This is a genomic window from Paenibacillus sp. FSL L8-0340, assembly GCF_038593145.1.
Lineage (GTDB): Bacteria > Bacillota > Bacilli > Paenibacillales > Paenibacillaceae > Paenibacillus_AQ.
The window spans coordinates 5,126,141-5,151,212 of the sequence record NZ_CP151967.1; the positions used below are offsets into that span (position 1 = coordinate 5,126,141).

The 25,072-nt window shown below is 39.5% G+C and carries 27 protein-coding genes and 1 pseudogene; 9 read left to right on the forward strand and 19 right to left on the reverse strand.

The annotated features are described in order from the left end of the window. Positions 1-2 precede the first annotated feature (2 nt). On the forward strand, positions 3-1,742 hold the full coding sequence (locus tag NST07_RS23430; protein ID WP_342481971.1) for an ATP-binding cassette domain-containing protein: 1,740 nt from the start codon (positions 3-5) through the stop codon (positions 1,740-1,742). Between the two features lie 128 nt (positions 1,743-1,870). On the opposite strand, the gene NST07_RS23435 is transcribed toward NST07_RS23430, so the two are convergent. Then, positions 1,871-2,347 (reverse strand): ABC transporter ATP-binding protein, encoded by a 477-nt coding sequence (locus NST07_RS23435; protein WP_342480243.1) that lies wholly within the window; start codon positions 2,345-2,347, stop codon positions 1,871-1,873. On the opposite strand from NST07_RS23435, the gene NST07_RS23440 reads away from it, so the two are divergent. Then, complete coding sequence (locus NST07_RS23440) at positions 2,324-3,226, forward strand: transposase (protein ID WP_342480244.1); 903 nt, start codon at positions 2,324-2,326, stop codon at positions 3,224-3,226. The genes NST07_RS23435 and NST07_RS23440 overlap by 24 nt on opposite strands. A gap of 1 nt (position 3,227) precedes the next feature. Further along, entirely contained in the window at positions 3,228-4,130 is a 903-nt protein-coding gene (locus NST07_RS23445; RefSeq protein WP_342480245.1) for a P63C domain-containing protein, read from the forward strand. 383 nt (positions 4,131-4,513) lie between these two features. Here NST07_RS23445 and NST07_RS23450 read toward each other — a convergent pair whose 3' ends face one another. Genes NST07_RS23450 through NST07_RS23460 form a run of 3 tightly spaced genes read right to left on the reverse strand, consistent with a single transcriptional unit; the run spans position 4,514 to position 6,239 of the window. Beyond that, positions 4,514-4,831: a nucleoside triphosphate pyrophosphohydrolase gene (locus NST07_RS23450; protein ID WP_342480246.1), complete on the reverse strand. Its 318-nt coding sequence runs from the start codon at positions 4,829-4,831 to the stop codon at positions 4,514-4,516. Between the two features lie 22 nt (positions 4,832-4,853). Then, the gene (locus tag NST07_RS23455) at positions 4,854-5,837 is read right to left on the reverse strand and encodes an HNH endonuclease signature motif containing protein (RefSeq protein WP_342480247.1); all 984 of its coding nucleotides are present in this window, start codon (positions 5,835-5,837) and stop codon (positions 4,854-4,856) included. Positions 5,838-5,840: 3 nt separating this feature from the next. Next, entirely contained in the window at positions 5,841-6,239 is a 399-nt protein-coding gene (locus NST07_RS23460) for a hypothetical protein (protein ID WP_342480248.1), read from the reverse strand. A 248-nt stretch (positions 6,240-6,487) separates the two neighbouring features. Here NST07_RS23460 and NST07_RS23465 point away from each other — a divergent pair, with 248 nt between their 5' ends. The 4 genes from NST07_RS23465 to NST07_RS23480 all read left to right on the forward strand — a co-directional run bounded on the left by NST07_RS23465 (position 6,488) and on the right by NST07_RS23480 (position 10,868). Further along, complete coding sequence (locus tag NST07_RS23465; RefSeq protein WP_342480249.1) at positions 6,488-6,700, forward strand: hypothetical protein; 213 nt, start codon at positions 6,488-6,490, stop codon at positions 6,698-6,700. 30 nt (positions 6,701-6,730) lie between these two features. Continuing rightward, the gene (locus NST07_RS23470) at positions 6,731-7,726 is read left to right on the forward strand and encodes an integrase (RefSeq protein ID WP_342480250.1); all 996 of its coding nucleotides are present in this window, start codon (positions 6,731-6,733) and stop codon (positions 7,724-7,726) included. Between the two features lie 341 nt (positions 7,727-8,067). Continuing rightward, a complete protein-coding gene (locus tag NST07_RS23475; RefSeq protein WP_342480251.1) occupies positions 8,068-8,991 on the forward strand; it encodes a hypothetical protein in 924 nt (307 codons plus the stop codon). A gap of 656 nt (positions 8,992-9,647) precedes the next feature. Then, positions 9,648-10,868, forward strand: a complete 1,221-nt coding sequence (locus NST07_RS23480) for an IS256 family transposase (RefSeq protein ID WP_342479894.1) — start codon at positions 9,648-9,650, stop codon at positions 10,866-10,868. A 104-nt stretch (positions 10,869-10,972) separates the two neighbouring features. Here the strand turns inward: NST07_RS23480 and NST07_RS23485 are convergent, their stop codons facing one another. Both NST07_RS23485 and NST07_RS23490 read right to left on the reverse strand, forming a co-directional pair. Then, positions 10,973-11,977 carry a DUF4062 domain-containing protein gene (locus NST07_RS23485; protein WP_342480252.1) on the reverse strand — a complete coding sequence of 335 codons (1,005 nt, stop codon included), beginning with the start codon at positions 11,975-11,977 and terminating at the stop codon, positions 10,973-10,975. Positions 11,978-12,231: 254 nt separating this feature from the next. Further along, positions 12,232-12,705: a hypothetical protein gene (locus NST07_RS23490; protein WP_342480253.1), complete on the reverse strand. Its 474-nt coding sequence runs from the start codon at positions 12,703-12,705 to the stop codon at positions 12,232-12,234. A 179-nt stretch (positions 12,706-12,884) separates the two neighbouring features. On the opposite strand from NST07_RS23490, the gene NST07_RS23495 reads away from it, so the two are divergent. Then, complete coding sequence (locus tag NST07_RS23495) at positions 12,885-13,106, forward strand: helix-turn-helix transcriptional regulator (protein WP_342480254.1); 222 nt, start codon at positions 12,885-12,887, stop codon at positions 13,104-13,106. Positions 13,107-13,238: 132 nt separating this feature from the next. On the opposite strand, the gene NST07_RS23500 is transcribed toward NST07_RS23495, so the two are convergent. Genes NST07_RS23500 through NST07_RS23525 form a run of 6 tightly spaced genes read right to left on the reverse strand, consistent with a single transcriptional unit; the run spans position 13,239 to position 16,154 of the window. Beyond that, complete coding sequence (locus tag NST07_RS23500) at positions 13,239-13,880, reverse strand: hypothetical protein (protein ID WP_342480255.1); 642 nt, start codon at positions 13,878-13,880, stop codon at positions 13,239-13,241. Next, complete coding sequence (locus NST07_RS23505; RefSeq protein WP_342480256.1) at positions 13,873-14,178, reverse strand: hypothetical protein; 306 nt, start codon at positions 14,176-14,178, stop codon at positions 13,873-13,875. The genes NST07_RS23500 and NST07_RS23505 overlap by 8 nt, the downstream gene beginning before the upstream one ends. 18 nt (positions 14,179-14,196) lie before the next feature. Beyond that, positions 14,197-14,673 (reverse strand): hypothetical protein, encoded by a 477-nt coding sequence (locus NST07_RS23510; protein WP_342480257.1) that lies wholly within the window; start codon positions 14,671-14,673, stop codon positions 14,197-14,199. A 12-nt stretch (positions 14,674-14,685) separates the two neighbouring features. After that, on the reverse strand, positions 14,686-15,033 hold the full coding sequence (locus NST07_RS23515) for a hypothetical protein (protein WP_342480258.1): 348 nt from the start codon (positions 15,031-15,033) through the stop codon (positions 14,686-14,688). A 26-nt stretch (positions 15,034-15,059) separates the two neighbouring features. Then, entirely contained in the window at positions 15,060-15,689 is a 630-nt protein-coding gene (locus NST07_RS23520) for a hypothetical protein (protein WP_342480259.1), read from the reverse strand. A gap of 27 nt (positions 15,690-15,716) precedes the next feature. Beyond that, entirely contained in the window at positions 15,717-16,154 is a 438-nt protein-coding gene (locus tag NST07_RS23525) for a hypothetical protein (RefSeq protein WP_342480260.1), read from the reverse strand. A 188-nt stretch (positions 16,155-16,342) separates the two neighbouring features. On the opposite strand from NST07_RS23525, the gene NST07_RS23530 reads away from it, so the two are divergent. Continuing rightward, positions 16,343-17,275: a zinc ribbon domain-containing protein gene (locus tag NST07_RS23530; RefSeq protein WP_342480261.1), complete on the forward strand. Its 933-nt coding sequence runs from the start codon at positions 16,343-16,345 to the stop codon at positions 17,273-17,275. Positions 17,276-17,969: 694 nt separating this feature from the next. Here the strand turns inward: NST07_RS23530 and NST07_RS23535 are convergent. From NST07_RS23535 to NST07_RS23565, 7 genes and pseudogenes are all read right to left on the reverse strand, one after another. Continuing rightward, a pseudogene (locus tag NST07_RS23535) lies at positions 17,970-18,947 on the reverse strand (tyrosine-type recombinase/integrase). A 172-nt stretch (positions 18,948-19,119) separates the two neighbouring features. Continuing rightward, positions 19,120-19,938, reverse strand: coding sequence for a sporulation transcription factor Spo0A (gene spo0A, locus NST07_RS23540; RefSeq protein ID WP_076108893.1), 819 nt, complete (start codon positions 19,936-19,938; stop codon positions 19,120-19,122). Positions 19,939-20,134: 196 nt separating this feature from the next. Beyond that, entirely contained in the window at positions 20,135-21,211 is a 1,077-nt protein-coding gene (gene spoIVB / locus NST07_RS23545; RefSeq protein ID WP_342480262.1) for a SpoIVB peptidase, read from the reverse strand. A gap of 171 nt (positions 21,212-21,382) precedes the next feature. Then, entirely contained in the window at positions 21,383-23,110 is a 1,728-nt protein-coding gene (gene recN, locus NST07_RS23550) for a DNA repair protein RecN (RefSeq protein WP_341094763.1), read from the reverse strand. Between the two features lie 42 nt (positions 23,111-23,152). Then, positions 23,153-23,602, reverse strand: a complete 450-nt coding sequence (gene argR, locus NST07_RS23555) for a transcriptional regulator ArgR (RefSeq protein ID WP_341094765.1) — start codon at positions 23,600-23,602, stop codon at positions 23,153-23,155. A gap of 29 nt (positions 23,603-23,631) precedes the next feature. Next, positions 23,632-24,078, reverse strand: a complete 447-nt coding sequence (locus NST07_RS23560; RefSeq protein ID WP_038600318.1) for a hypothetical protein — start codon at positions 24,076-24,078, stop codon at positions 23,632-23,634. 121 nt (positions 24,079-24,199) lie between these two features. Further along, positions 24,200-25,072, reverse strand: coding sequence for a TlyA family RNA methyltransferase (locus NST07_RS23565; protein ID WP_342480263.1), 873 nt, complete (start codon positions 25,070-25,072; stop codon positions 24,200-24,202).

A 25,072-nucleotide genomic window follows, 5' to 3' on the forward strand; every position in this document is an offset into this window, starting at 1 on the left:
CTATGATAAAAGTTGATAACTTATCCTTTTCATTTCCGCAAAAAGAACTCTATAAAAATATTTCATTTACGTTAGAAGAGGCACAACATTGCGCTTTTATAGGAACAAGTAGCAGTGGAAAAAGTACACTGATAGATATACTGATGGACCCAGAAAGATATATTTTCGATGGCATGTTAGAGATGGAACAGGCTTGCACAATTGGGTATGTAAGTCAGTTCTCGCAACTGGACAAATCTAAAGAAACAACAGTTTTTGAATATGTAGGAGAAGAATTTATTAAGATACAAAATGAAATAAAATCTATTTGCACTGAAATGGAAACATCATCGGATATTGATTCGTTACTAGAAAAGTATCAATTAGCTTTAGACGCATTTGATTCAATTGGCGGAGATGATTTTGAAAGCAATATTAAAAAGAAACTAAATCTAGCAAACCTCATGAAGCTAAAAGATCTTAGGGTATCCGACCTGAGTGGCGGCGAATTCAAACTTATTCAAGTGATGAAGGAAATGCTTAGTAGTCCAGACTTAATGATTATGGACGAACCAGATGTATTTTTAGACTTTGAAAACCTAAATGCGCTTAAAAATCTTATTAATTCCCACAAAGGAATGCTGCTAGTTGTTACGCACAACCGATATCTATTGAATCATTGTTTCAACAAAATTATACACCTTGAAAACATGGAGATCCAAGAGTTTAATGGGCGATATATTGATTATAACTTCTCATTACTTCAAACTAAAATTGAGTTACAGGAGCTCACGGTCGCTGAGCATGAAGAAATTGAGAGAAACGAGAACATCATCAATAATCTTAGAGTTATCGCAACCTATAATTCAGAAGCATCTAGAGGGAGAGCTTTAAAAGCTAGAGTTAGGTTTCAAGAGAGATTGGAAGCGCGTAGAATTAAAGCGCCATTCGTAGATATTAAGCAACCGAATATCAGTTTAGGTATTGATAATGAAATTGAAGACACCGTTGTTGTAAATGTCAATAATTATAGTGTTTCCTTTGATGAATTGCTTTTAGAAAATGTTAACTTTGAGATAAAATCAACTGATAAAGTAGCCCTTGTCGGTTCAAACGGAACTGGGAAGACGACTTTACTCCGAGAAATCTTTAAAAATAATCATGATTCAATTGAAATAAACGCGGATGTTAAAATGGCTTATTTATCTCAGCTTCAAAGCGAAATACTAAAGGATTCTAATACAATACTGGAAGAATTCATCGATGCCGGGTTTAAAACTTATGATGAGATAAGATCGTATATTTCAAACTATGGCTTTGAAGGAGAAATCGTTAATCAAAAGATAGAATCTTTATCTGGTGGAGAAAAAAATATGCTTCAATTGGCTAAAGTTTCTGCCAGTAAAGCAAACGTATTGCTTCTTGATGAACCGACAAGCCATTTAGACACCTATACACAAATAGCACTGGAGAAAGCCATTGAAGACTATAAAGGTGCGATTCTCATGATTTCTCATGATTTCTATTCTGTGGTAAATGGTATGGATTATGTTTTAATCATTGCCGATAAGACGATTAGAAAAATGAGTATGCGAAAATTCAGAAAGATGATTTATGCTAGTCATTTTGATAGAGACTATTTAGAAACTGAACAAAAGAAAAAATCAATTGAAATGAAAATAGAATTGGCTTTAAAAGATACTGATTTTGAACTTGCAAAAGTATTGGTTGATGAGCTGGAGGAGCTAATTAAGTTGCTTTAAACTGCAACCTTCTGGAATGAAATAATTACAAGAAGAAAGACACTGATGAATAGGATCTCAGTGTCTTTTTATATAAGAATGAATGGATAGTCAATGCCGTGTGGCAAAATGACTGCTATATCATGATATTACCCACCTGTTCCTTCTCCTCTGTCGTGCTCAACAGAATCAGTTAGCCTTCCGTCTTTCATACGGATTACATGATCTGTTGCTGATGCAACTAACGGGTCATGCGTGACGATAACCACGGTCACTTGCTTATCTGTATTTATCTTGCGCAGCAAGGTTACTATCGCCTCCGATGTCACAGTATCTAAAGCTCCAGTAGGCTCATCAGCCCAGATGACGCAAGGATTATGGACAATAGCGCGGGCAATTGCAACCCGCTGGGCTTGTCCCCCGGACAGTTCATGCGGCATGGCCTTTAACTTATCCGATAGCATGACATCTTTAAGCGCCGCCTTTGCAGCTTTGTGGGCAACTGACATCTTAGCGCCCTGACTGATAAGCGGCAATGCAACGTTATCAATATTGTATCGGTTCCGCTGGCACGGCAGTTGGGACTTAGTGTCGGTAAAACAATGATAATCTCGTTTGATGGACAAGAAGTGCCTGTAACGATTCGCGATTTAGCAGAGGAAAGCGGATTAACAGGTTTTCGCGGAACAATGCGGGCACAAGGGACCGTTATTCTCTCGGATAAGCTTGCGCATCAGATATTCGGCGTTCCAGCAGCAAGCGCACACAGTATGTTACTGGCGACGGACAAGATGTATTCATCATTACCAGGCAGTTCCTTCTTTACTGATCTCATTGAGAGACCAGTCAAAAAAGAAGCGCTATCTCATATGTCGATGGTGCAGAGTATTTTCACGCCTCCATTTTTGTTTTTTGTCGCTGTTTCTTTGTTCGCTGTCAAAATAAACGTCACTGGACAATTATCGATTCTAGTTGTATTCACCGTTACACTGACGAATTCCTATATAAGTGACCCATCTATTTATAGTGTTGTAATCCATACTCTATGCTATTATCAAAATATGGAAAACAAATTTTACAGCTTATTCCCAACTGAAAAAGCTTACAAAGATTATGTTTTTTCACTTAAATGGAAAGGTGGTATCTTTTGTCCCTTTTGTAGCTCCAAATACCATACACCCCTTCAGAACTTTAAGTATCATTGTAATTCCTGCAACAGCAACTACAGTCTTTCAGTTAATACTGTGATGCATAATACAAAATTAGATATGCGTAAATGGCTAATTTCCCTAGACTCATATTTATCATATGAAAACCTGAGTTACAGAAGACTCTCAGAAATTCTTCAAGTTGATAAGAAAACTGCCTACAGAATACTCCTCTCTCTCTCCAAGCTCTTTAAAACACATAAGCTAGATGTTGTTGTTTTCTTAGGATTAAATCGGAATATTGAAGAGGTTCTAACCCACGTATTACTAATAAATACAAGAAAGAAGGGGTACTAAGATGGAAGAATTAGCGATTTCTATAGCTACACATCAGGGTATTTTGAAAATTGGTGACAATGAACTAACCTGTGCCGTACTTGAAGATGGTTCTCGTATTATCTCTAGAAATGCAATATTCAAAGCATTTGGTAGAACCAAACGTGGTCGAAAAAAGGGCGAAGTACGAGTAATAGATGTCCCTGATCTACCCAGTTTTATTGATGCTCAAAATTTACAACCATATATTGATGAAAACTTAATGAACTTACTCAGAAAAAAAATTACATATAAAAGTGGAAACGGCAAGCCAGTCGAAGGATATACCGCTGAAATTATACCTTTATTGTGTGACGTATATCTGTCTGCCAGACTAGAAGGAACATTAAAGCCAAGCCAAATGAAGTTAGCCATTGCAAGCGAAATATTAGTAAGAAGTTTATCAAAGATCGGTATAGTTGCTCTTGTCGATGAAGCCACTGGATACCAGATTGACAGAGATAGAGAGGAACTTCAGAAGCTACTGGCTGTATATATCTCCAAAGATTTACTTCCTTGGACAAAAAGGTTCCCTGATGAATTTTATAAAGAGATGTTTAGATTACGTGGCTGGGACTATCCAAGACCTGCTGGTAAAAGACCTAGTATTGTTGGTTTTTACACAAACAAATACGTTTATGATTTATTACCACCAGGAGTCAAAGCAGAGTTACAAGCGAAAAACCCCGTTATTTCAGCAGGCAGAAGAAAATGGAAGCACCATCAATTTCTTTCACAAGATATTGGAAACGTACATCTGGAAAAACATCTTCTTAAAGTCATCACATTAATGCAAGCAGCAGACACATGGGAGGAATTTCAGAGGAAATTCAATAGAGTCTTTAACATAATGGAAATTGAACAAGTTGAAATGGATTTTGGATAATTCGGATGCATTACTTAAGTCATTCCTCGTTTTAGGCAAAGCAAAAAGAAGTAAGCCACTTCACACCCTCAGAAAGTTTGAGTGGCTTGCTTCTTGTCGCTACGTAGGAAGGGAATGCTTAAGCATCTTGCACTGTCGTCCTGCTATTGTAGCCTGTGTTAATGACGGTAAATCATACGTAATACGGTCAGCTTATCCCTCGACAAGTTAGGCTGACCACTTCTTTGCGACATTGGGTAACAATAAAAGAATCATATCAAAACCCTAGTCTTAAATCAAATTTGCAACCGCTGTCTATACGGCACTTATAGCAAAAGCTCTGATACCAGAACACTCGAATCGTACCACTACTCAAGTACAATGTCATATCTTTATCCTTACAATCATTTGACCTCAATTAGCAAAAGCCTTTCTTGAAATCCACCATTCTTGTCATGCTTCTCCTTACGAATTCGCTCCAATTCGTCAACGCTTACTCCTTTGGTCTGCACAAAGCTATACATCACTTCAAGCAAATCAGCAAGTTCCTCCAGTTGCTGATCTTCGGAAGCTTCAAGAAACTCATTCAACTCTTCCTGCATCTTGGTCTTCAGCGCTTCAATATACTCAGTATCCTCCATTACCTTGACAGTACATTGTTTTCCACTCGCTTCAATAATCTGTGGTATCTTATCACGTATCAATTTATTGTAAGTCTTCATCGTCTTCATTCTCCCCCTCTGTTCATCCCTGACAAGCAATCCAGAACTTACGTACAAGATTGCTATCCACTGCCAGTTGAAGCTCTGAGACATGCTTATCAAGCTTGCCTTGTTCCTTCATACGTTGAAGGAGTGTCTTATTCCTCTCATCAAGCCGCTCAATCATGTTTTCACTTGGTATCACATTGGACTTGCTGCTGTTACAGGACTGGTGGGCAAACACAAGGTTCCACACATCATCAGAATAAAGATATGACCAAGGAATAACGTGATCAATGGCTGGAGCCTCATTTTCAATTCTAGTACCGCACAAGAAGCAAATACAATCAGTATTCTCGATTTGAAGGTAGGATGAAAACTTCCCAAGCGACTTACGTCTTACTTGATCTTCGTCAATGATCCTCACCTTCTTCGAGAGCCTTGGCGAGTGATTGAAGTTCTCCAGCATTTGTGTCCACCGATAATTGATCGCATCAAAGACAATCAAACTATTCTCCTTGAGAGCAAGCAAGCTGTCCGCACTCATGAACAAACTGTCTGCTTTTTGCTCGTAGTGGTAGACCTCTTCAACTTCTTTGCCTTCAACCCTTAAGAAGCGGTAGCTAACATCTGTCTTTAATGCTTTGATCGTCGCATTAACAGCTTTCTGATACTCAGAAGGACAAATGGATTCAATATTGGCTCGAAACCATTTCACTGGTTTAACTGTACCTGAGTGTTTCTGGTAATCAACTATCAGCTTCTTTACTATTGTCACAAGCACTGGAGGTTTTAATGGGTTTGAGCTTTGCTGAAGGTCAAAGAAGATCGTTTGTTCAAAATAGTACCGTAAGACCCTTTTTGCAATATCCCTCAGTTGTATTTCGACTGTATCTGCTGAATTTCGTAATGACTCCGCTTCAAACTCTAAAGCTATTTCTGTGATAGCCTTAGCCCATGACGTTTTGTAAGTATTGTCAAAACTACAATTTCTGATGATGTACAGCCACTTATCCAGAAAGTTCATGTTCTACTCCAATACGATTAAGTTATTACTCCATAGTGCTACTACAACGTCCATTTGAGAATCATGAGTAAAATGTGCCCCTTGTCTAACCTCACTCCAAAGTTTTAACTTATTTTCTGCTAATTCAGGCTTGTTCTTGAGAATTTGCACAGCTTTTATGGCATATTTCTTATTCTTCTGTAATCCAGTTTTTCCAGCATACTTGCCTTTTACAATACCCTGAATCATACCAGCTTCACACAAGCCAAGAAATGCACTCTTGGGACAACTCTTCTGTTGTGCCCAAGTTCCCTCACCAAAAACCTCTGATGCTACTATGTTCCATGCTTTAAGTGGCTCTAACTGTTCTTCACTCTTAATCAATCGAACAGTTCTAACTGCGACCACACCATACAAACCCATAGCCACTATCCTTTCAATTTTATAAAGATATATGACGGTAGGTATTCCATAAATCAACAAAGATAGTTATAATGACCTATACATATACTACCATAATCCAAGGTGAATATGAGCATCGAAAATTGGCTAGGAGACGTTAAAAGGAACCTTCTTTAGTTGGATTAGCAATGCAGTTGAATGATCTTTGCCTTTGTACTAGCATTCAATTTCACCTTCGGCAAATATGGAGCTTCATTGGGAGGTTGAAAATGTCGAAGGTAAATGCAGCTCAAACAATAAAGGTGAATGATCAGATTCCTGTAAGTGGAGATAAAATTTCAAATTCTGTCGCTCCAAGTAATGTAGAAGATGACCTCTACATCTGTGCCAGATGTGGTAAGTCTGCAACGAATAAAGTTAAAAAATATTGCTTGTCCAATACGAAACGCTTTAGGGGACGAATATATTGGTGTGATCATTAAAGGATGTTAGGTCGTGAGGAGGTTAAATAAATGAACAGCGGTGTAATGGAGTCATGGAAAAATGAATTTCTTGAATTTGATGATACGTATATCAATCATGTATCAAAATTTGTTGATTACTTAAGTATGATCGGAAAAGCAAATCAACCTAATAACATTGTAATAGAGGATGTCATTAACTGTGTAGGGCATTACAATAGCATTGGTAAAATCAATACAAGAACGAGTATGGTGAACCATCTCGAAGGAATAAAATCATTTTTTAAATTCTTAGTCAGTAAGCACTATACAAATGACATATTTAATAATATGGTTTCTTACCAAGACTTCAAAGATAGCCTTACACTTAAATTCCAATTAGTACAAGTCACAGAAAGAGGGCTTTGGTCTGATGTAGAATTGATTCAAATAATTGAAAGTTTGGATAATTATTTCGAAAGAAATGATTTAAGCAAATTATCAAAAACTAATGAAATAAAGAAATTTTACAAATTCTTAGTATTACGAATTTTTATCAAGCTTACATTAATTGCCCCTGCAAAAAAATCCGTCATTTATTCTTTAAAAATTAATGATTTTAGTTCTGATTACAGGTCAGTAATTATTAATTCTGTCAACATAAAGATTCCAAACGGATTGAAAAGGGACCTTCAATACTCTATTGAGTGTGTTGAAAAAAATCTAAAAAAGAAATTAAATATAAAAGATGGACTACTAGCTTTTTTGTATCCAAACGCCTTTCCGGTAGAACGCCTTAATGAGTACTTTTGTTTATTTCTTAAAGCTCACCCCGATATCGTAGAGGTAGCACCAGATTCAGATACTTTTGAACTTGAAGGAATAATGAACTCTGCATTATTAGGTCTTGTACAAAACAATGTTAACCCTGCTTTAATAGCAAAGATAAGCGGAGTTAAAATCTCAAGCCTTGAAAAAAAATTCTATACTAATGGCTTCCACATTAATGATGCTGATGAACTAATTAATAATGAATTAAGCAAAAACTCGTATTATCATTATATTTAGATACCTTTAATATGGTTCTTTCAACTATATAAAATTCAGATTTCATATAAAGCACAGCCTACGTTAAGTGAGATTTCCACCAACGTAAATGTGCCTATTTTTATTGATTAACTGGTATTACTGCCTATAATAAGCTTAAAACTTAACGTTATCTGTAACAGTAAGCGATCTGCTGTAGTCCCCCTTCATCAATTGATACTCAAAGAGTTGATCATCATCGACAAAATCAATAAGCTATATGAAGATCAGTATTCGAAAATCACACCTTTTTTTGTCGAGGATAAATCATTCACAATTCACTACAATCAACACAACTAGGTTTTATAGAAAGGATACTCAAAATGAAAAACCATGTTTTTTACTCTTGGCAATCAGATCTCCCCAATAACAACAATCGTAGTTTTATTGAAAGCTGTATTAAGCAGTGCCTGAAGGAACTAAATATATCTGAATCGTTTGATATAGAATTTGTCATAGATAGGGATACCCAGAATGAGACAGGAACCCCTGATATTGCAAGCACAATTTTTTCGAAAATAGAAAAATCAAAATTATTTATAGCTGATGTCAGCATTATTAATTCCGATTATCACAAAAGAAAAACACCTAACCCTAATGTTCTTATTGAATTAGGATATGCAGCAAAAGTATTAGGTTGGGAGAGAATAATCTGCATTTTCAATTCAGATTTTGGTTCATTTGACGATCTTCCCTTCGATATAAAATTCAGAAGACCACTTTGTTATAGTCTTGATGGTAAAAATAAGGTGCAAGTAAAAAAACAGATAGCAGAAGCAATCCAGAGTAATATTCTTTCTTTAGACTCAAAAGGAGCAATTTCGATAAAAGAGCACTCCTCATATCTTGTTATGGAATCATCGAACTTTTACGATCTGTTAGAAAAGAAGCTGCATAATATTGTTAGTAATGCTAAACTTCAAAAAAAATATAATTATTCGAAGGAATGTTATTCAATTGAAATATGGGATGACCTACTACACAGAATCGAAAATGAAGAACCAAGTGAAGAAACTGACGTAGAATACCACATTTCTATCGAATTTAATGACGATACATACTCATTTAAAGAATACACAAATAAAACATGTTCAGTATTTTTCCAATTAATAGAGAAATTCAAGCAGATTAACTTCACTAATAATAAAGTTTATACTGTATTTGAAATTATTTCTCATGGATATAGTCCTTCAGAAAAGAGGAATTACGGTGGCTTATCAGATGAAATTTTAATAGAGTTGCAGTAACACTTACAAATAAGCATTTTGATATGAGGAAGACGAACCTGCTAAATTCCGCAGGTCACATGCACATGAACACGCATCAGGTGTTATAGAAGCCCTCTACGGCACTCACAAGCTTGCCTTTGATGTGAGTGAAGCTGGACTAGCTAGTGAGCCTGAATTCAATTTGAGCCAACTGGATTGTTTCAGCCATGCCGTAACACTCGTATTAGTGCAGTTGCCACGTTAGAAGATAGACTGACGGAACATGGCTTATGGTATAGCTTTAAGATTTTTCACAATCCTTATGCGGCTATGCCGATTTCAGAGTAAGTATTTAAGGGGTATAAGCAGTTTGTGAAGAATGATACTACTAGGGAAATGGAGTGGATTGTTTAACATTTGTGAGACAAGAGCATACCGTGTTTCACAAATGTTAAACACAAATTCATCCAATAATAAAACCTTGTAACGCTAAGAGGTACTGTCTTCTAAGGTTAAACTGAGTGTTAATGCGAGAGTGCCGCAAGCGGCACGATAGGAGCGGAGCGACAGGGTTTTACGGTTTTGACTCTCAGGGAGTAGAACACATATTTTTGCTATTTTTGAGTCTGTAAAATATATTGTGTAAACTCTCAAACCCATTAAAATGGAAGTAAGAGAAAGGTTGGGGAGAACACATGGGACTTTGGTCAAAACAGCAACTTCGAGAATTTATTAAGGAGAATAATCTGGTTACAGCACAAGATGCACAGAATGCCTTAAAAGATCTATTCGCAGAGACAATTCAGGAGATGCTGGAAGCCGAAATGGATACCCACTTGGGCTATGGAAAGCATGAAGTGAAGGCGAAGCTCACGCCAAACAGTCGGAACGGAAAGAGCCGTAAAACGGTAGTGAGTGAGTACGGCGAACAGGAGATCACCGTCCCTCGGGACCGGCTGGGGGAGTTTGAGCCTCTGGTCGTCAAGAAGCATCAATCGAATGTAACGGGCATCGAAGAGCAGATTATCGCCTTATATGCCAAAGGGATCAGCACCAGAGAAATTCAGGATCATTTGGGGCAGATGTATGGCATTGAAGTCTCCCCTACGCTCATTTCCAATGTGACGAACAAGATTGTGCCTCTCATTAAAGAATGGCAGAATCGTCCGCTGCAGGGCGTCTATGCGGTTGTCTATCTGGATGCGATCCACTTCAAGGTCAAGCAAGACGGGGCCATTATCAACAAGGCCGCCTACATGGTCATTGGCATCGATCTGGACGGAAATAAAGACGTGCTGGGCATGTGGATTGGTGAGAATGAGTCCTCCAAGTTCTGGCTGAGCGTGCTGAATGAGCTTAAGAATCGCGGGGTCCAAGATATCCTCATTATCTGCGTGGATAATCTGTCCGGATTCTCCCAGGCGATTGCGGCCTGCTATCCCCAAACCGAAATCCAGAAATGTATTATACACCAAATCCGCAGCTCCACCCGTTACGTGTCGTACAAGGACATTAAGAAAGTAACTGCCGATTTAAAGCCCATTTACAAGGCAGCTACCGAGGAAGGTGCCTTGCTTGAACTTGACCGTTTCGAGGAAGTTTGGGGAGCGAAATATCCCCTAATCCTCCGTTCATGGCGAACGAATTGGGACGAGCTCGCTACCTTTTTCAAGTACCCGCCCGAGATCCGCAAACTCATCTACACCACCAATATGATTGAGAGTTACCACCGTCAGCTTCGAAAAGTGACGAAGGGAAAGAGCATCTTTCCTACGGATGAAGCCTTGCTGAAAATGCTCTATCTGGCTACCGTGGACGTCACCCGGAAATGGACAGGACGTGTCCAAAACTGGGGCCAAATGCTACTCCAGCTGTCGGTCTTTTTCCCCGATCGGGTCGGTCAACACTTGCGTTAGTTTGAGAATTCCCCCTCGGGGGAACCTATGCTTAAAAGAGTTTACACAAAATTATTGACAGACCCCTATTTTTTCTTTCATTCCACGTCAATAGTACTCTTAACCTATTCTTGATCTTCCTGCTTTACTTCAATTTTTTCATACTGGATTGGAGGTAGTGATTTTACTTTCTCCATTTGATATTTTGCTAAGAATTTAAGTCCTTCTTTTGATGTTTGAATTTGCTCAAATTGAACACCTGAAACTTTTACCTTTTCTAAAATTCCGAAATACATTAATTTTGGTGCTACTCTATAATACAATTTAATCCTCTTTTCAGTTGCACCATTTGCATTTGTAACTCCAGTTGCGAAAATGTTCGAATAAGAAACTAAAGCCTTAAGCAAGCTCACTTTGGTTACATCTTCATTACCGGATACTTCTTTTGGTAAGGTAATAATAGTACTTTCAAGCGTAGTCTTTAATTCCTCATAATCCCATTCACCAATCATTACCTTCTCTTTCTGTTGTTCCTTAGCCTTATCTAATTCAGCTTTCAACTCTGCATTTTCTTTCAATAAAGCCACATTCTCTTTTAATGTCTCTTCTGAGCTACCTACTTGATCAGCCTTAACCCATCCAATAAGTGTATCATCCGATTCAAATTCCCTAAGTGATTCCATCGTAGTAAGTCTAATATCCTTAATATCTTCATAGAATTTTGAAATATGCCCTAGCACTTGTCCTTTAAAATCCATGTATTTAGCATAGTTTAGTCGCTCTAAGAAGTCTGGATTCTCTCTAGCCTTCTCGAGCAATTTCTTCTCATCAATTACAATGGCAAATCTACGCTTTCCTAATTCACCAGCATAGTCATATTCCCAATGTGTGTAACTCTTACCTGTCTCTTCATCAATGCTACCGTATCTGCCACCCAGGATAAGCATATAAGCGTCTGATTCTTGTATCCAGCGCATTATAGTTGTTTTCTGTGATTGGTCACCGGACTTAAACAACTCCATACCAGCAGGAATATGTCCAGCATTAAGAACGGCAGAGACAGCCGCTTGTCGTTCCTCAATCATATCCGTATATGTAGATGAAATAAAAACCTGTAGCTTCTTCTTCATATGTATTCTCCTTATGTATTATTCGCTTTCTAATTATACAATATGTTACAGGATTCAACATGCAAATATAATAAATGTATCCATAAAAAAGGCTATCACTAGGAAATCAGTGACAGCCTTCCATTTTTATCAATTCAACCAGCCCATATAACTCAATCCAATTGTTCCCCTTCGTCTTCACATATAATTTTCCATTGATCAATTTACCTGTTCTAAAACGGCTCATAATCGTCGCTTCCAATCTTGTATAGTTGTTACACGAATGCCATAGCTGTCATAAAATATAATTTCGGGTCATTCATCTTCATATCATATAATTGTCTCAGGCTTGCCCCAAGCCTCTCGTATTGCATTCTCATACCTTCGTTGATTGGCTGGAGGAACAGTCTTTCCAGAGCATCAAAAACGTCCATTTGTTCAAGTTCAGCATAGCTATTGTATATGTAGTTGTATGATCCGATTTCCTTACAAAGCTTCATTATTGCGGTTGATTTGTGCTTGTTACCTTTATAACCATTGATCCAGCGTGTAACAAATTGTTGACGGTCTAAATCAGTTTTGAGGAAAAAGTCGATGATAGATGATACGACGATGGCCTTGTGAGGTGTTTCAGTGAGTCTCAAAATGTCTTCTGTAGATACTTGCTTAACTGTTGATACAGGTTTCTTAAGTGTGATGTTCACCGTATTCACCTTTTGAACATTCAACATTTGCGTTTGAATTGTCATTGTTATTGTCTCCTTTTAGTTGTTTGATGATATGGATAAAATGGGCATAGTTAAATAAGGAAATGTGTATACATTCCTTTTGAGAAATGGTAATATAAAATAGCGAATATCATCTTGTCGTGATATTAATTTATCACGATGTCATGATATTATCAACTCAATATAGGGGGATTTTTTATATGCGACTAAAAGTAAAACTGAAAGAAGTTTTAAAACAAAGAGGGATTACTCAAAAGGAATTGGAAACTATGTCTACTGTTCCCCAATCAAAAATTTCAAGTCTATGCAACAACAAATTCTCAGAACTGAATATTGCCAATCTTGAAAAAATAGCTAAAGCGCTCAACATTACCGACATATCAGAATTGATGCAATTTGAAAATGAATCAGAAAACGAATAACACACAGCACATATTGAAAGCATAGCATTAGCCACATCCTTCATAGACCGATGGACCATTGGTCCATCGGACATATATACAGACACAAAGAAAAAGCCCTAGAGAACGTGTCTTAGGGCTTGGGCATTAACATTAAAAATCTAGAACTATACCAAATTTATCTTCTATATCCAATAGAAGTAGAATTATATCTCCGAATTTCATATAACCTTTCTGATCTATGGTATCTATTAAGTACGTTTTATTTAATGATGTTTCTAACCTCATGTTCTTCCATTCTGAAGGTTTATCCGGTTGATTTTTATTAAAATTAAACTTTCCTCCATGAGCTGCAGCATTTCTAACATGTCTATAAAATTGCCAAAGTGGATCATCTGAATAATGCTTATCAACAGTCAATGCATAGGTATTGATTATTAGAAAGTATAAAGCACCATGAAAAAGGTAATCAAATCCGTCTTTATTGTACTCCAACACCTGATTAGCCAGATCATCAATATCTATAACAACGTTAGGTTGTGTCCCTGAGAAACTTAATATTTGATTCCCCATTAAGGGAGTAAGATTAAAGTTGTTTTTAAACTCTTCTTTCGTTTTATCGTTTATAACTAATCCACTAATCATATGATCAATTTTTTCTTTATCACTATCTTTAAAGAGATTTATTAAAAACCTTGAAGAGAGTTCAAATATTCCATGTACTGAACACAAGTAATTCATTATTAGAGGATAGAAGGTACTTTGTTTAATATCTTGATATGATATTTCAGGCATCAAATTCCTCCCTATATTTCTTCTTACATTTTGCTACAGAAGGAAACTCTTTTCCATGTGTAAAAAGATAGTATTTTCTCAAAGCATTCTGAATTGCGCCATTTTTATCACCAAATTCGGCTTGTATTCCTAATAGTGTTTGGTAGGTATTGTAGTCGTCTTTAACTACTGTGTCCAGGTCAACCTTAAGAGCTTTTTCAATTCTATTAGCTCTACTGATTCTTGAACTAACAGCATCATATTTACTTTTAATACTATCCAGTGATTCTAAGAATACCCTGAATTGTGTCTCCTTCATAGCCTCTCCTTTGCTCACTCAAACTAAATCATACCGCAAATTCTTATTCCCCTCATACCTTGGCTTGTACATGGCGTGTAGAATCGCTTCTATAAGGTTCAGAGCAAATAACCCTAATGAAGCATCAATAATCAAATCTACACGCTTAGTATTCATTCTGATCCAGTCTCCAACGCTATCATCATCAAGGTTATGGATACTCATTGTTGGATCAGCAAGTATAGATTTTGATAAATTACTTTGATTTCTCCTTGGATGGTAATGGTGGCTGTAGAATCTTGATTTATTCTTCTCGCTCACCTTACCAATTTTCAAGAATTCACCTTGATATTGAAATGTATAAATAGCTATATGGTTCTTTGGATATTTAGATTTATGTGGATTTCCACTATTAACAAATCGAATCTGTTCTTCTCTTACATTAATACCTGTTTGCTTTAGGATATTGAATATCAATTGCTTATCGGTTTCAATTTCTTCTTGCGTCTCCCACATTTAAATCACCCCTTAAAGGTCTTCATCATCCTTCAACAATTCAGCATATACCTTATTCTCATGTAACTTTTCATCATCAATGAACCAGTTAAGGAAGCTCTGAACAACAAGAATATTAGGCATTTCGTCTGGATAGATTCCCTCACTCTTAATTGATTTCCCTAATGAGTTGATAATCTGAATGTGTGCCTTCTGTGAATATGCATAATCATCTTCATGAGCAAATTTAAAATCCATGGATTCAATGATTGCTTTAACTGCTTTAAGTTGTAAATCTGCTCCCATAAAGATTTCATGTTCCCCGTTAATTGTTACTGTTACATCCTCTGAACGAATCAGAATGTCGTCATGAATTGACATGGTTGAATCCCCCCTATTTAGATATTTCAGTCTATAAATTGCTGCAATCTGTACTCGTCATCCATCATATCTGCATACATCATATCAGCATAATGTTCTGCCATTTCATCCGCATAATCTGGGTCAACCGACTCGAATCTCGCTTCCACTAACAATTCTTGTATATTCTTAATATAGTCAATAAAAAAGGTAACTGTTTGCTCATACAATCCTTTTAGATCCCTTGTAGTCTCGTTTACTTCAGCTACTGACAATTCAAGTTCATAATGCATTAGTTTGTTTCTGGTTAGATTAAATTTATCAATCCCCGCTATAAAAATTGGAGGAATTGAAATATCGCACAACAATTGCAGCCGCTTGATACTTTCACTAAGATTAACTGTTTTTAAATCACTACTAACTTCAAATACGTTTGATTTACCCTGTTGTATCATTTGTTTTTTAGCATTCATATACCTTCCTATATCGCTAAAAATTAGATACTCGTTTTCACGTTTTAAGATCAGTTTGAATAGAATCTCAATGGCATGATTCAATGATAAGATTGCATCTTTCATGTTGTGTTCTACGCCTTCAATTAAGTATGAAATCTTTTCAATACTATTGTAGGCAGACTTTAAAGAGTCCACACCATTCTCTAATAGGCCATACTTCATAAGCCAGTTCCTCCATTTTGAACAGAATCAAGAAAACACACTATTCATCTTTTCTCCAAGTGAATAATACTCGTCTACGGCCTTCTCATACCTCTTCACAAGCTCTGTATGCTCATTAAGTTTGTAACTACTATCTACTTCACTCTTTAACAATAGATTGTGTGTAATGCCATGTAGGAGTTGTACAGCATACATAAGTTTATCAACGTATTCGATAAAGATATTACATTTAGCAGCAGCTTCACTTCCAGATTGTCTTATGTCATTTACTTGTGTTTTGTATCTTGACAGATCATTATGAATACTTTGAAGTCTCTGTTCCAACTCTTGAAAATTTATTGCTTTGAACAAAAAAGGGATAGGAATAGAGTTGCGAATAGATTTCTTGAATATCTCATCATGGATGTTAGTGTAATCAGTCAATGAATCATTCAAATTTCTAGCTATGGCAATTAGGCTGCTCATGTTCGACACCTCATCCTGTCGAGATATGTAATACAGTAATATTTTACCACGAATGAAAGTACATCAGCATCTAATATTCTGGATTAGTGATAAGTTAATAATGCTGTAATTAAATAGTGAGAGTTGCTATAGACCTGATAAATTCCGAGTGGTAGAATTCAGGAAAAACGTCATGGGGGACTCTTAAAATGGCATCAAGGATATGTAACAACTGTGTACATGAGAATCCAGAGGAGAGTTTGTTTTGTAATAAATGTGGATCAAAGTTAACAAGTGGTAATAGTACACCAATAGAATTACATAACGAAGGAAGTACCCCTGTAAGTGTAAAAATTTCTGATGATATCACTGCAAATGAGAAAGATAAATTTCCAGTTAAAGCACTAATAATAATCATAATAATAGTATTAATAGCAGGATTAAGTGGTTTATATAATCATTATATGGATGAAAAAGAAATCAAGGCAACGAAGATAACTCTTAGAAATCAAGAAAAATTATACTCATATATTCGAGAGGCGAACTGGGAAGAAGCGAAGTTATTTATTGAAAATACTGATGCTAATAATGTTACTAATATAGACGACATTGATTATCTTAGTTTATACATAAATGCTAGATACAACTATGGACAGATTAACGATGATGAAAAACATAATAAAGAAATATTCGATAAAATTGATGGTGTATGGTATGAGTTAATGGATTACGAAGGTGAGTTTAAAGAAGACATAAAAAAATTCAATATTGAATATATTAAAATTCGTTGGAAATATAATGAGTTAGAAGAGAAATTTGGTTCAGGAAGCAATAATACTTCATCCCCAACCTTAGAAGAAGACACAGACATTAATGAAGAGTATTCAAAGGAAACATGGGATAAGACTGCTGGTAGCACCACAGGGTATGATTGGCTAAAAATGAATAATGCTCAGAAAAAAGATATTGTTGAAGGTGTCATTTTAGACTGGAAATCAAATAATTTTGATGTTTCTGTCAGTTCTACCTATTTTATATCTGCGCTTAATGCATTTTATGGCGATGTTTCTACTAATAGCACTAACCTAGCCGAAGCAATGTCTATGATTGGTCTTTCAGGAAATGTCTTGAGCAAAAAATAATACATACACAAATTCATTTGCCTACTTCGGGTGGGCTTTTTCTATGCCTATAAATGCTGACCTTAAAGTTGACCAGTGGTATGTTTCTTGTCAAGTTTAATCTATTCCCCAGCATCAATTTTCGGCTGATTTACTTACAGTATTCTAATGAATTAGTAGCTGTGTGAATGCTGGAGGGTAGTTGTTAGGGTATGAATGGAGTATAGGAAACGCTATAGAGTTATTGTAGATTAGGATAAAACAAAAAAGGCACATGTATCAGTTGAGGGCAGATGTACATGTACCTTATGGATTGAATGGTTCTCAGACGCTCTAGGACTGGCTGTAAGAGGCTTGGATTAGTCGATTTGATATTTACTCTATTCACAAGGAAAGAGTTGCAGTAGAATAAGAACTTCGAATAAAATTAGCAATAAAATTCAACGTGATATTGTAACCCATCAGAAATAACTTCAACTCCCTGGCTAATTCCTGCTTCTTTTTTTGCTTGTTTCTCCGGATTCTTTGAAAACAGTCCCATTTATGTAGTCTCCTTTAATTTTCATATAGATTTGATTATCGATTATTTGATATGTAGGATTATTTTACCATACCAAATAGTACGAGAGTATGTATTTTTTGGTTCCAGTTAGCATTACAGTACAACCAAATAAAGCAACTAAACCTAGAATAGATTAGCTGCCTTTTGGATTCGCTAGTTCTTCAATTTCCACTTACCAAGCGGACTATGATTTTGATATTTCTTCGCAATCTCTTCTCGCGTTAAATCCATATATGCTGCCTCTGTAAACGTGACCGAACTATGTCCAAGAATACGAGACAAAGTAAAGAAATCCCCGCCGTTTAAAAGATAGTGTCTTGCGAAATTATTGCGAAGCATATGAACGTCAATCCCCGCCATCTTACTAGCATCTTTTAATTGCTTTTCAAATGATTGGACACTTAAAGGAGTTCACTTGGTAGTTGGAAAAAGTAATTCTGATTCTGTATACCGATCTTTAAATCTTAGATATTGTTTCAATTCTCGCTGCATTACATTAGAAAAATAAACGTAGCGTTCTTTTTTACCCTTTGTTTTAGTCAGTAGGATCATTTTATTTTTAAAATCTATTAGATCGTCCCTCACTTCTAAGCATTCACCAATTCTCATACCTGTATCTTGTATCAGCATTACGATAATCTTATTTCGGTAACCATGAAACTTTGTATAGTCAAATTTATCAATTAAACTATTAAATTCCCCTTCGTTTATCCCCTTTTTTTGTCTCCTCACAGTTTTTATCTGCGTAATGTTCTCGACTGGGTTTTTGGTCAACTCTCCTTCTTCTTTTAACCAATTGAACAAAACTTTGATGTTGCGTATATAGTTGTTTATTGTGACCGATGAAACCTCTTTTTTATAGTCAGTCCTTTTCTCAGGAAAATTGACCTGTTTCGAAATTTCCCTGCTCACTACTGTATACTTACCCCGCTCTTGAACATAGGCAATATACTGTCTGATGTGTCCTGTTCGTACCTCGTTCACTTTGTCTACTTCGTGTTTATCTTTCAAATAAGCAATAAACAGCTTTAGCGATTGTTCATAAGAGCTAATCGTTTTTCGTGATAAATTTTTGTTTTGACAATAGGCTAAAAAGTCTTCTAAATAATACTCCAATTCCGATAACTTCATTTCGATCCTCCATCTCTTTTCCTACAAAAAAAAACCAATAAACCAAAAAGGTTTATCGGGTGAGATGGGAAAAGTTTATAGGTTTCAAAACAAGTTTATCGGCTTTTGAATACTGGCTGGATACAACTTCCAATCCCCACAAAGTCCTTCACGTATCCTGATCCTTACCCTTTCAAGAAACCTTATGTTCAATCCGCAGCTTGTCGGCTACCATGGCAATAAATTCTGAGTTAGTCGGCTTGGATTTGGAGATATTAATGGTATAGCCGAACAGGTGGGAGATGCTGTCGATGTTGCCGCGGGTCCAAGCCACTTCAATGGCATGACGGATCGCGCGCTCTACGCGTGAAGGTGTGGTCTTGAATTTCTCAGCGATGGCCGGATATAGTGTCTTGGTGATAGCACCGAGGATTTCGATATTGTTGTACACCATCGTAATGGCTTCCCGTAAATATTGGTAACCCTTAATATGGGCCGGAACGCCGATTTCATGAATGATTGAGGTAATGTTGGCATCCAGATTTTTGCCTTTGGAGAGTGGCACAACATTGTTGTTATTTCTGGAGCCGGAATAATTGGACATGCTGGAGGAGGAGCTCATACTGCCTTGGGTACCGACAAGCTGACGCACACGATTGGCCAGAACCTCCATATCAAACGGCTTAAGAATATAATAGGACGCGCCAAGCTGCACAGCTCTTTGAGTGATGTTCTCCTGCCCAAAAGCAGTCAGCATAATGATCTTCGGTTGCGGATTCAAATCCATATCACGCAGGCGTTCCAGGACGCCAAGTCCATCTAAATGCGGCATGATGATATCAAGAATAAGCACATCCGGAACTTTACGTGCCCCGCTAAGCATTTGAAGCACTTCTTCACCATTATAGGCTATGCCTGTAACGGTCATGTCTTCCTGTTCCGTAATGTATTCAGCAAGCAAGTTCGTAAATTCCCTGTTATCATCGGCCAACAACACTTCAATATTCTGCACTGGCTGCTTCCTCCTTATTTATATCTGCTATTCGAAAATAACATTTATTGTCTCCCTTACATTTTCGACATGCTAATCAAATATCCTTCTGTCGAAAATTATTTTTCTTTATTTTTTTTCGGCGTTGGATTATAATTAAATATTTTGTTTCATATTTCGATCTTTCTCGCTTGGCTTCGACAAAAAAATCTTAAGGCTAAACCGCCTTAAGATTGTAGGGAGCAATATTGCTCTGCTGAGCCACACCAGAGTCCTTCAGCATCCATTCGATGAAGCAGCCATACCCTGACTTCGGGTCATTGACGAATACATGGGTCACTGCGCCGATTAAACGTCCATTCTGCACAATCGGACTGCCGCTCATGCCTTGAACGATTCCTCCGGTTTTGTCGATCAGACGGGGATCTGTAATGCGCAGCACCAGACCTTTGGTTGCCGGGGACTGCTGCTGGGCAACATGGATGATCTCCACATTGAACCGCTCGACCTGCTGTCCGTCAACAACCGTAAGAATTTGCGCAGGCCCTTCCTTGACTTCATTGCTCATGGCAATCGGTATCGGCTGCTTATAAAGACTGTGCTCCGGATTGCGGGTCATTTTGCCAAAGATCCCGAAGTCCGTATTGCTTTGAACATTGCCAAGCACTTGGCTCTCCTTTAGAAATACAGCACGTTTCTCGCCTGGATCGCCGTCCTGGCTCTTGGAGATTGATGTCACACTGGACTGGACGATGTGACCGCTGCCGACGACAATCGGTGTTCCGGTATTCATGTCCGTAATGACATGGCCCAGAGCGCCATATACGCCCTGCTCAGGAGCATAGAACGTTAAGGTGCCGACACCGGCTGCTGAATCGCGGATGTACAGCCCCAATCTCCATACCTTGTCATTACGGTCATAAGCAGGCTTCAGCTTCGCTGTTTGTTCTTTCCCGTCACGTTTGTACACGATGGTCAGCGGCTCATTTGCCATTCCTGCACGCTCCACAAGCTTGGCTACCTTAGATACCTCGTCCAGTTTGTTCCCGTCAATCGAGATCATCAGATCACCCGGTATAAGGCCGCTGTTCTCTCCAGGTGAAAGCTTGGACTGCTCGGATACTTCAATAAGATGATGGCCCACAACCAGAACACCTGCTGACTTCACTTTGACGCCAATCGTCTGGCCTCCAGGGATGACTTTCAGCTCCCTGTCAATTCCTTGTACCGGCGTGTCAGGCGGAATATCCAGGGGTGATGCATAGGCCTGGAGAGATCCCGTAATTCCTGACATGCTGAGAAAGAAGGCAAATAAAAGGCCGGGCATTAACTTCCTGAGGTTCGGCTTCAATGGCTGTCACGCTCCCTTTTGCTTCTTTCGCTTGACGAAAAAGGTGGTCGCCAATTGCGTACCTATAAGATAACCTTGCCCCCAGGCTTTTATTACTGTCAATCATTGTCCCGCTTAGCCTAAAGCTGCTTTGCTGGCCTCGGCCAGACCAAGCATCTCCTGTGCGTGATGCAATGTTTTTTCGGTAATTTCCACACCGCCCAGCATTCGGGCCAGCTCCATCACCCGGCCTTCCGCTGAGAGGGACTCCACTTCGGTCATCGTGCGTCCGTCCTCGACTTTTTTGCGAATTAAATACTGATGATCGGCCATGCAGGCCACCTGTGGTAAATGCGTAATTGAAAAGACCTGGCAAGAAGATGACAACCTGAACAGCTTATCCGCTATGGACTGGGCAGCCCGGCCGCTGACACCGGTATCCACTTCATCAAAGATAAGAACCGGAATCGCATCGGTCCGCGCAAATATGCTCTTCATCGCCAGCATAATCCGCGACAGCTCACCGCCGGAGGCAATCTTGCCCAGCGGTCTCAGCGGTTCTCCCGGGTTCGGGGAGATCATAAATTCGGCGCTGTCGATTCCCTGTCGGGTCAGACGGTAACGCCGCCCCTGATGTTCGATACCCCGGGGGTCCTCCAGAGGTTCCAGCTTGACCTGCAGCGAAGTCCGTTCCATCTGCAGATCCTTCAGTTCACCTTCAACCTGGGTAGACAGATCCACCGCACATTGGCTGCGCGCGACGCTGAGCTTCCCGGCTGCCTCCATTAGAACGTTTAGCAATCCATCGCGCTTCACGGTCAGCTTCTCTATATATTCGTCTTTATTCTCCAGAAGGTCGGTTTCCCGTTCAATCTGCTCATAATAAGCCAGAATCTGCTCTACACTTTCCCCGTATTTGCGGCGCAATCCAGTTATCTGATCCAGACGGTTTTCAATTTCCTCCAGCCTGACCGGATTGAACTCGATTTCCTCACGGTAGTCGCGCAGCTGGAACGCCGCATCCTCAAGCTGATAATAAGAGGACTGCAGCTGATCAAGCACAGCCCGGAGACCCTTTTCATCATAACGCACCGCGTCCTCCAGCTTCGAGATCACGTTACCAATTGATTCCAATCCCTGCCTGTCATACAGCAGCTCGTATGCGCCGGATACGGAATCCATCATTTTCTCGCTGTGGGATAGTTTGACCCTTTCTTCAGCAAGTAATTCATCTTCTCCGGGTTTTAATCCTGCAGAAGAAATTTCCTCTAATTGAAAGCGGTACAAATCGAGCATTTGGTAAGCCTTCTGGCTTGATTCCTGCAGCTCCCGCAGTTCTTTCTCTACTTTGGCAAAAGCGGAATATTTCTCTTGATAATCAGCCTTAAGAGGGCCGATCACGGCATCTCCGTATGTATCCAGCAATCCCAGGTGACGTTCTGCCTTCAGCAGGTTCTGGTGCTCATGCTGCCCGTGAATATTAACCAGCTGTTCGCCGATCTCACGCAGCATACTGAGATTCACCATTTGCCCGTTGACCCGCGAGGTGCTTTTGCCAAGGGAGGTGATTTCACGGCGGATAACCAGATGCTCCTCCCGGTCGGCTCCGATGCCAAGACGATCTAGGGTTTCCCATACCGGATGGCTGGCGGGTAAGCTGAATAACGCTTCCATTTCTGCCTTCTCACAGCCGTAGCGGATCGAATCCGCTGATCCGCGTCCGCCTGCAATAAGTCCAAGCGCATCTATAATAATCGATTTACCTGCCCCGGTTTCCCCTGTAAGCACATGAAAACCGGGATAAAAATGCACATCCACTGCTTCAACAACGGCAAGATTGCGGATCGACAAGGTTTCTAACACGAATACAACACCTCCGAAAAGATGATCACTGAGTTTTTTAAATTAAGAGATATAGCCCATAATTTGCGAAATAACATTTTTGCTGTCCTCCGGCTGACGGCAAATAATCAGAATAGTGTCGTCACCGGAAATGGTACCCATAATTTGCGGCCAGTCAATATTGTCGATCAGAGCTGCTACTGAATTGGCAGTACCCGGAAGACATTTCATCACCACAAGGTTGGCGGAGAAATCAATATGAACAAAGTTGTCCACCAGCACGCGCTTCAGCTTCTGAATCGGGTTGTAGCGCTGGTCGGTCGGAAGAGAATATTTGTATCTGCCGTCATCCATCGGAACCTTGATTAGCAGCAGTTCCTTGATGTCACGCGATACCGTAGCCTGAGTGACCTGGAAACCGGCGTCGCGCAATGCTTCCACCAGATCATCCTGCGTTTCAATATCCCTCTGTGTAATAATTTCACGTATCTTGATATGCCTATGTCCCTTCATTATTGCCTCCCGTATTTAAAAAATGAACATTAATTCGATTCCCCATCATCTTTACCAAGTTTGATGAGATGTATGGCCGAAGCAGACGTGTTAACATACAGAACACCACTGCATTCGGGATAAATCAGCAGATAAGGCAGCAGGGTATCCCGCAGGCCGCTGCCGGTAAACTCCAGCCCTTTGCGCGGGCGGGATAAAATCACCAGGTAAAAATTGTCCTCTTCTTTACTGGCAACGTAGTCAATGAAAAGCCTGCTGTACATTGGAGACCCGTCCACCTGAAAGGATAGCGGAATCTTCAGTTTGCCACCAATCACCTCATATCCAGCCGCCTCCAGCAGATCTATGGCAGGATGGGGCAGAATGTCTTTATTGAGGGGCAGCCGGTCCTTGATGAACGAACGCGGAGAGCTCTGCAGCCATATAAATATCCGGTAAATCAGGAAGATCGATACCGCCACTCCAATGAGTATCATAACCACTTTATCAGAGCTCACCAAAGCAATCACCTCGGTGATTTATTCGCTTGAGGATCGCTGAAATCCTGCTTGCCGTACTGAGCACTTGGTTATTTGTTGCTGAACTAGCAAAAGAAACTCATCGTTTCTTCGATGAGTTTCCAGTGGTATTGGCAGTAAATGTCGCCGCCGCTTCCTTAATTACGGCATCAGCAAGCTCTGCAAACGAAGTCCCCGGGTCCGCCACCGATGCTGTTTCCACAGCTTCCGGCAGCAGCTTCCAATGGGCCAGAAATTCGATATTTCCTTCTCCGCCAGTAATCGGTGAGAATGTCAGACCTTCCAGCCGGTAGCCCAGCTCTGAAGCCATAGTCAGCACATTCACCAGCACCTCTTTATGAACGGCAGGATCACGCACCACTCCTGATTTGCCTACCTTTTCACGGCCAGCCTCGAACTGCGGCTTGATGAGTGCGGCGATGTCCGCAGGGCGGTTAACCAGCGCTTTGAGCGGCGGGAGAATAATTTTGAGCGAGATAAAAGAGACATCTATGCTTGCAAAATCTGGCACCGGTCCGATCAGATCAGGCGGCGTCATGTAGCGGAAGTTGGTCCGTTCCATCACGCTGACCCGCTCATCATTGCGCAGACCCCAATCCAGCTGGTTATAACCGACGTCAATCGCATAGACATGGCTTACACCATTCTGCAGCGCGCAATCGGTGAACCCTCCGGTAGAAGCGCCAATATCCAGCATTATTCTCCCGGTCAGTTCGATACCAAACTGGCGGATCGCCTTCTCCAGCTTCAGTCCCCCGCGGCTGACATAAGGATGGACAGCACCCTTGACCTTCAGGGTTGCACCGCGCGATACCTTCATGCCCGCCTTCTCGATCCGTTCTTCATCCGCAAGCACCAGGCCGGCCATAATGGCAGCCTTGGCCTTCTCGCGGCTTTCATAAAAGCCTTGTTCAACTAACAGTACATCTATACGTTCTTTAGGGTGTTCCAT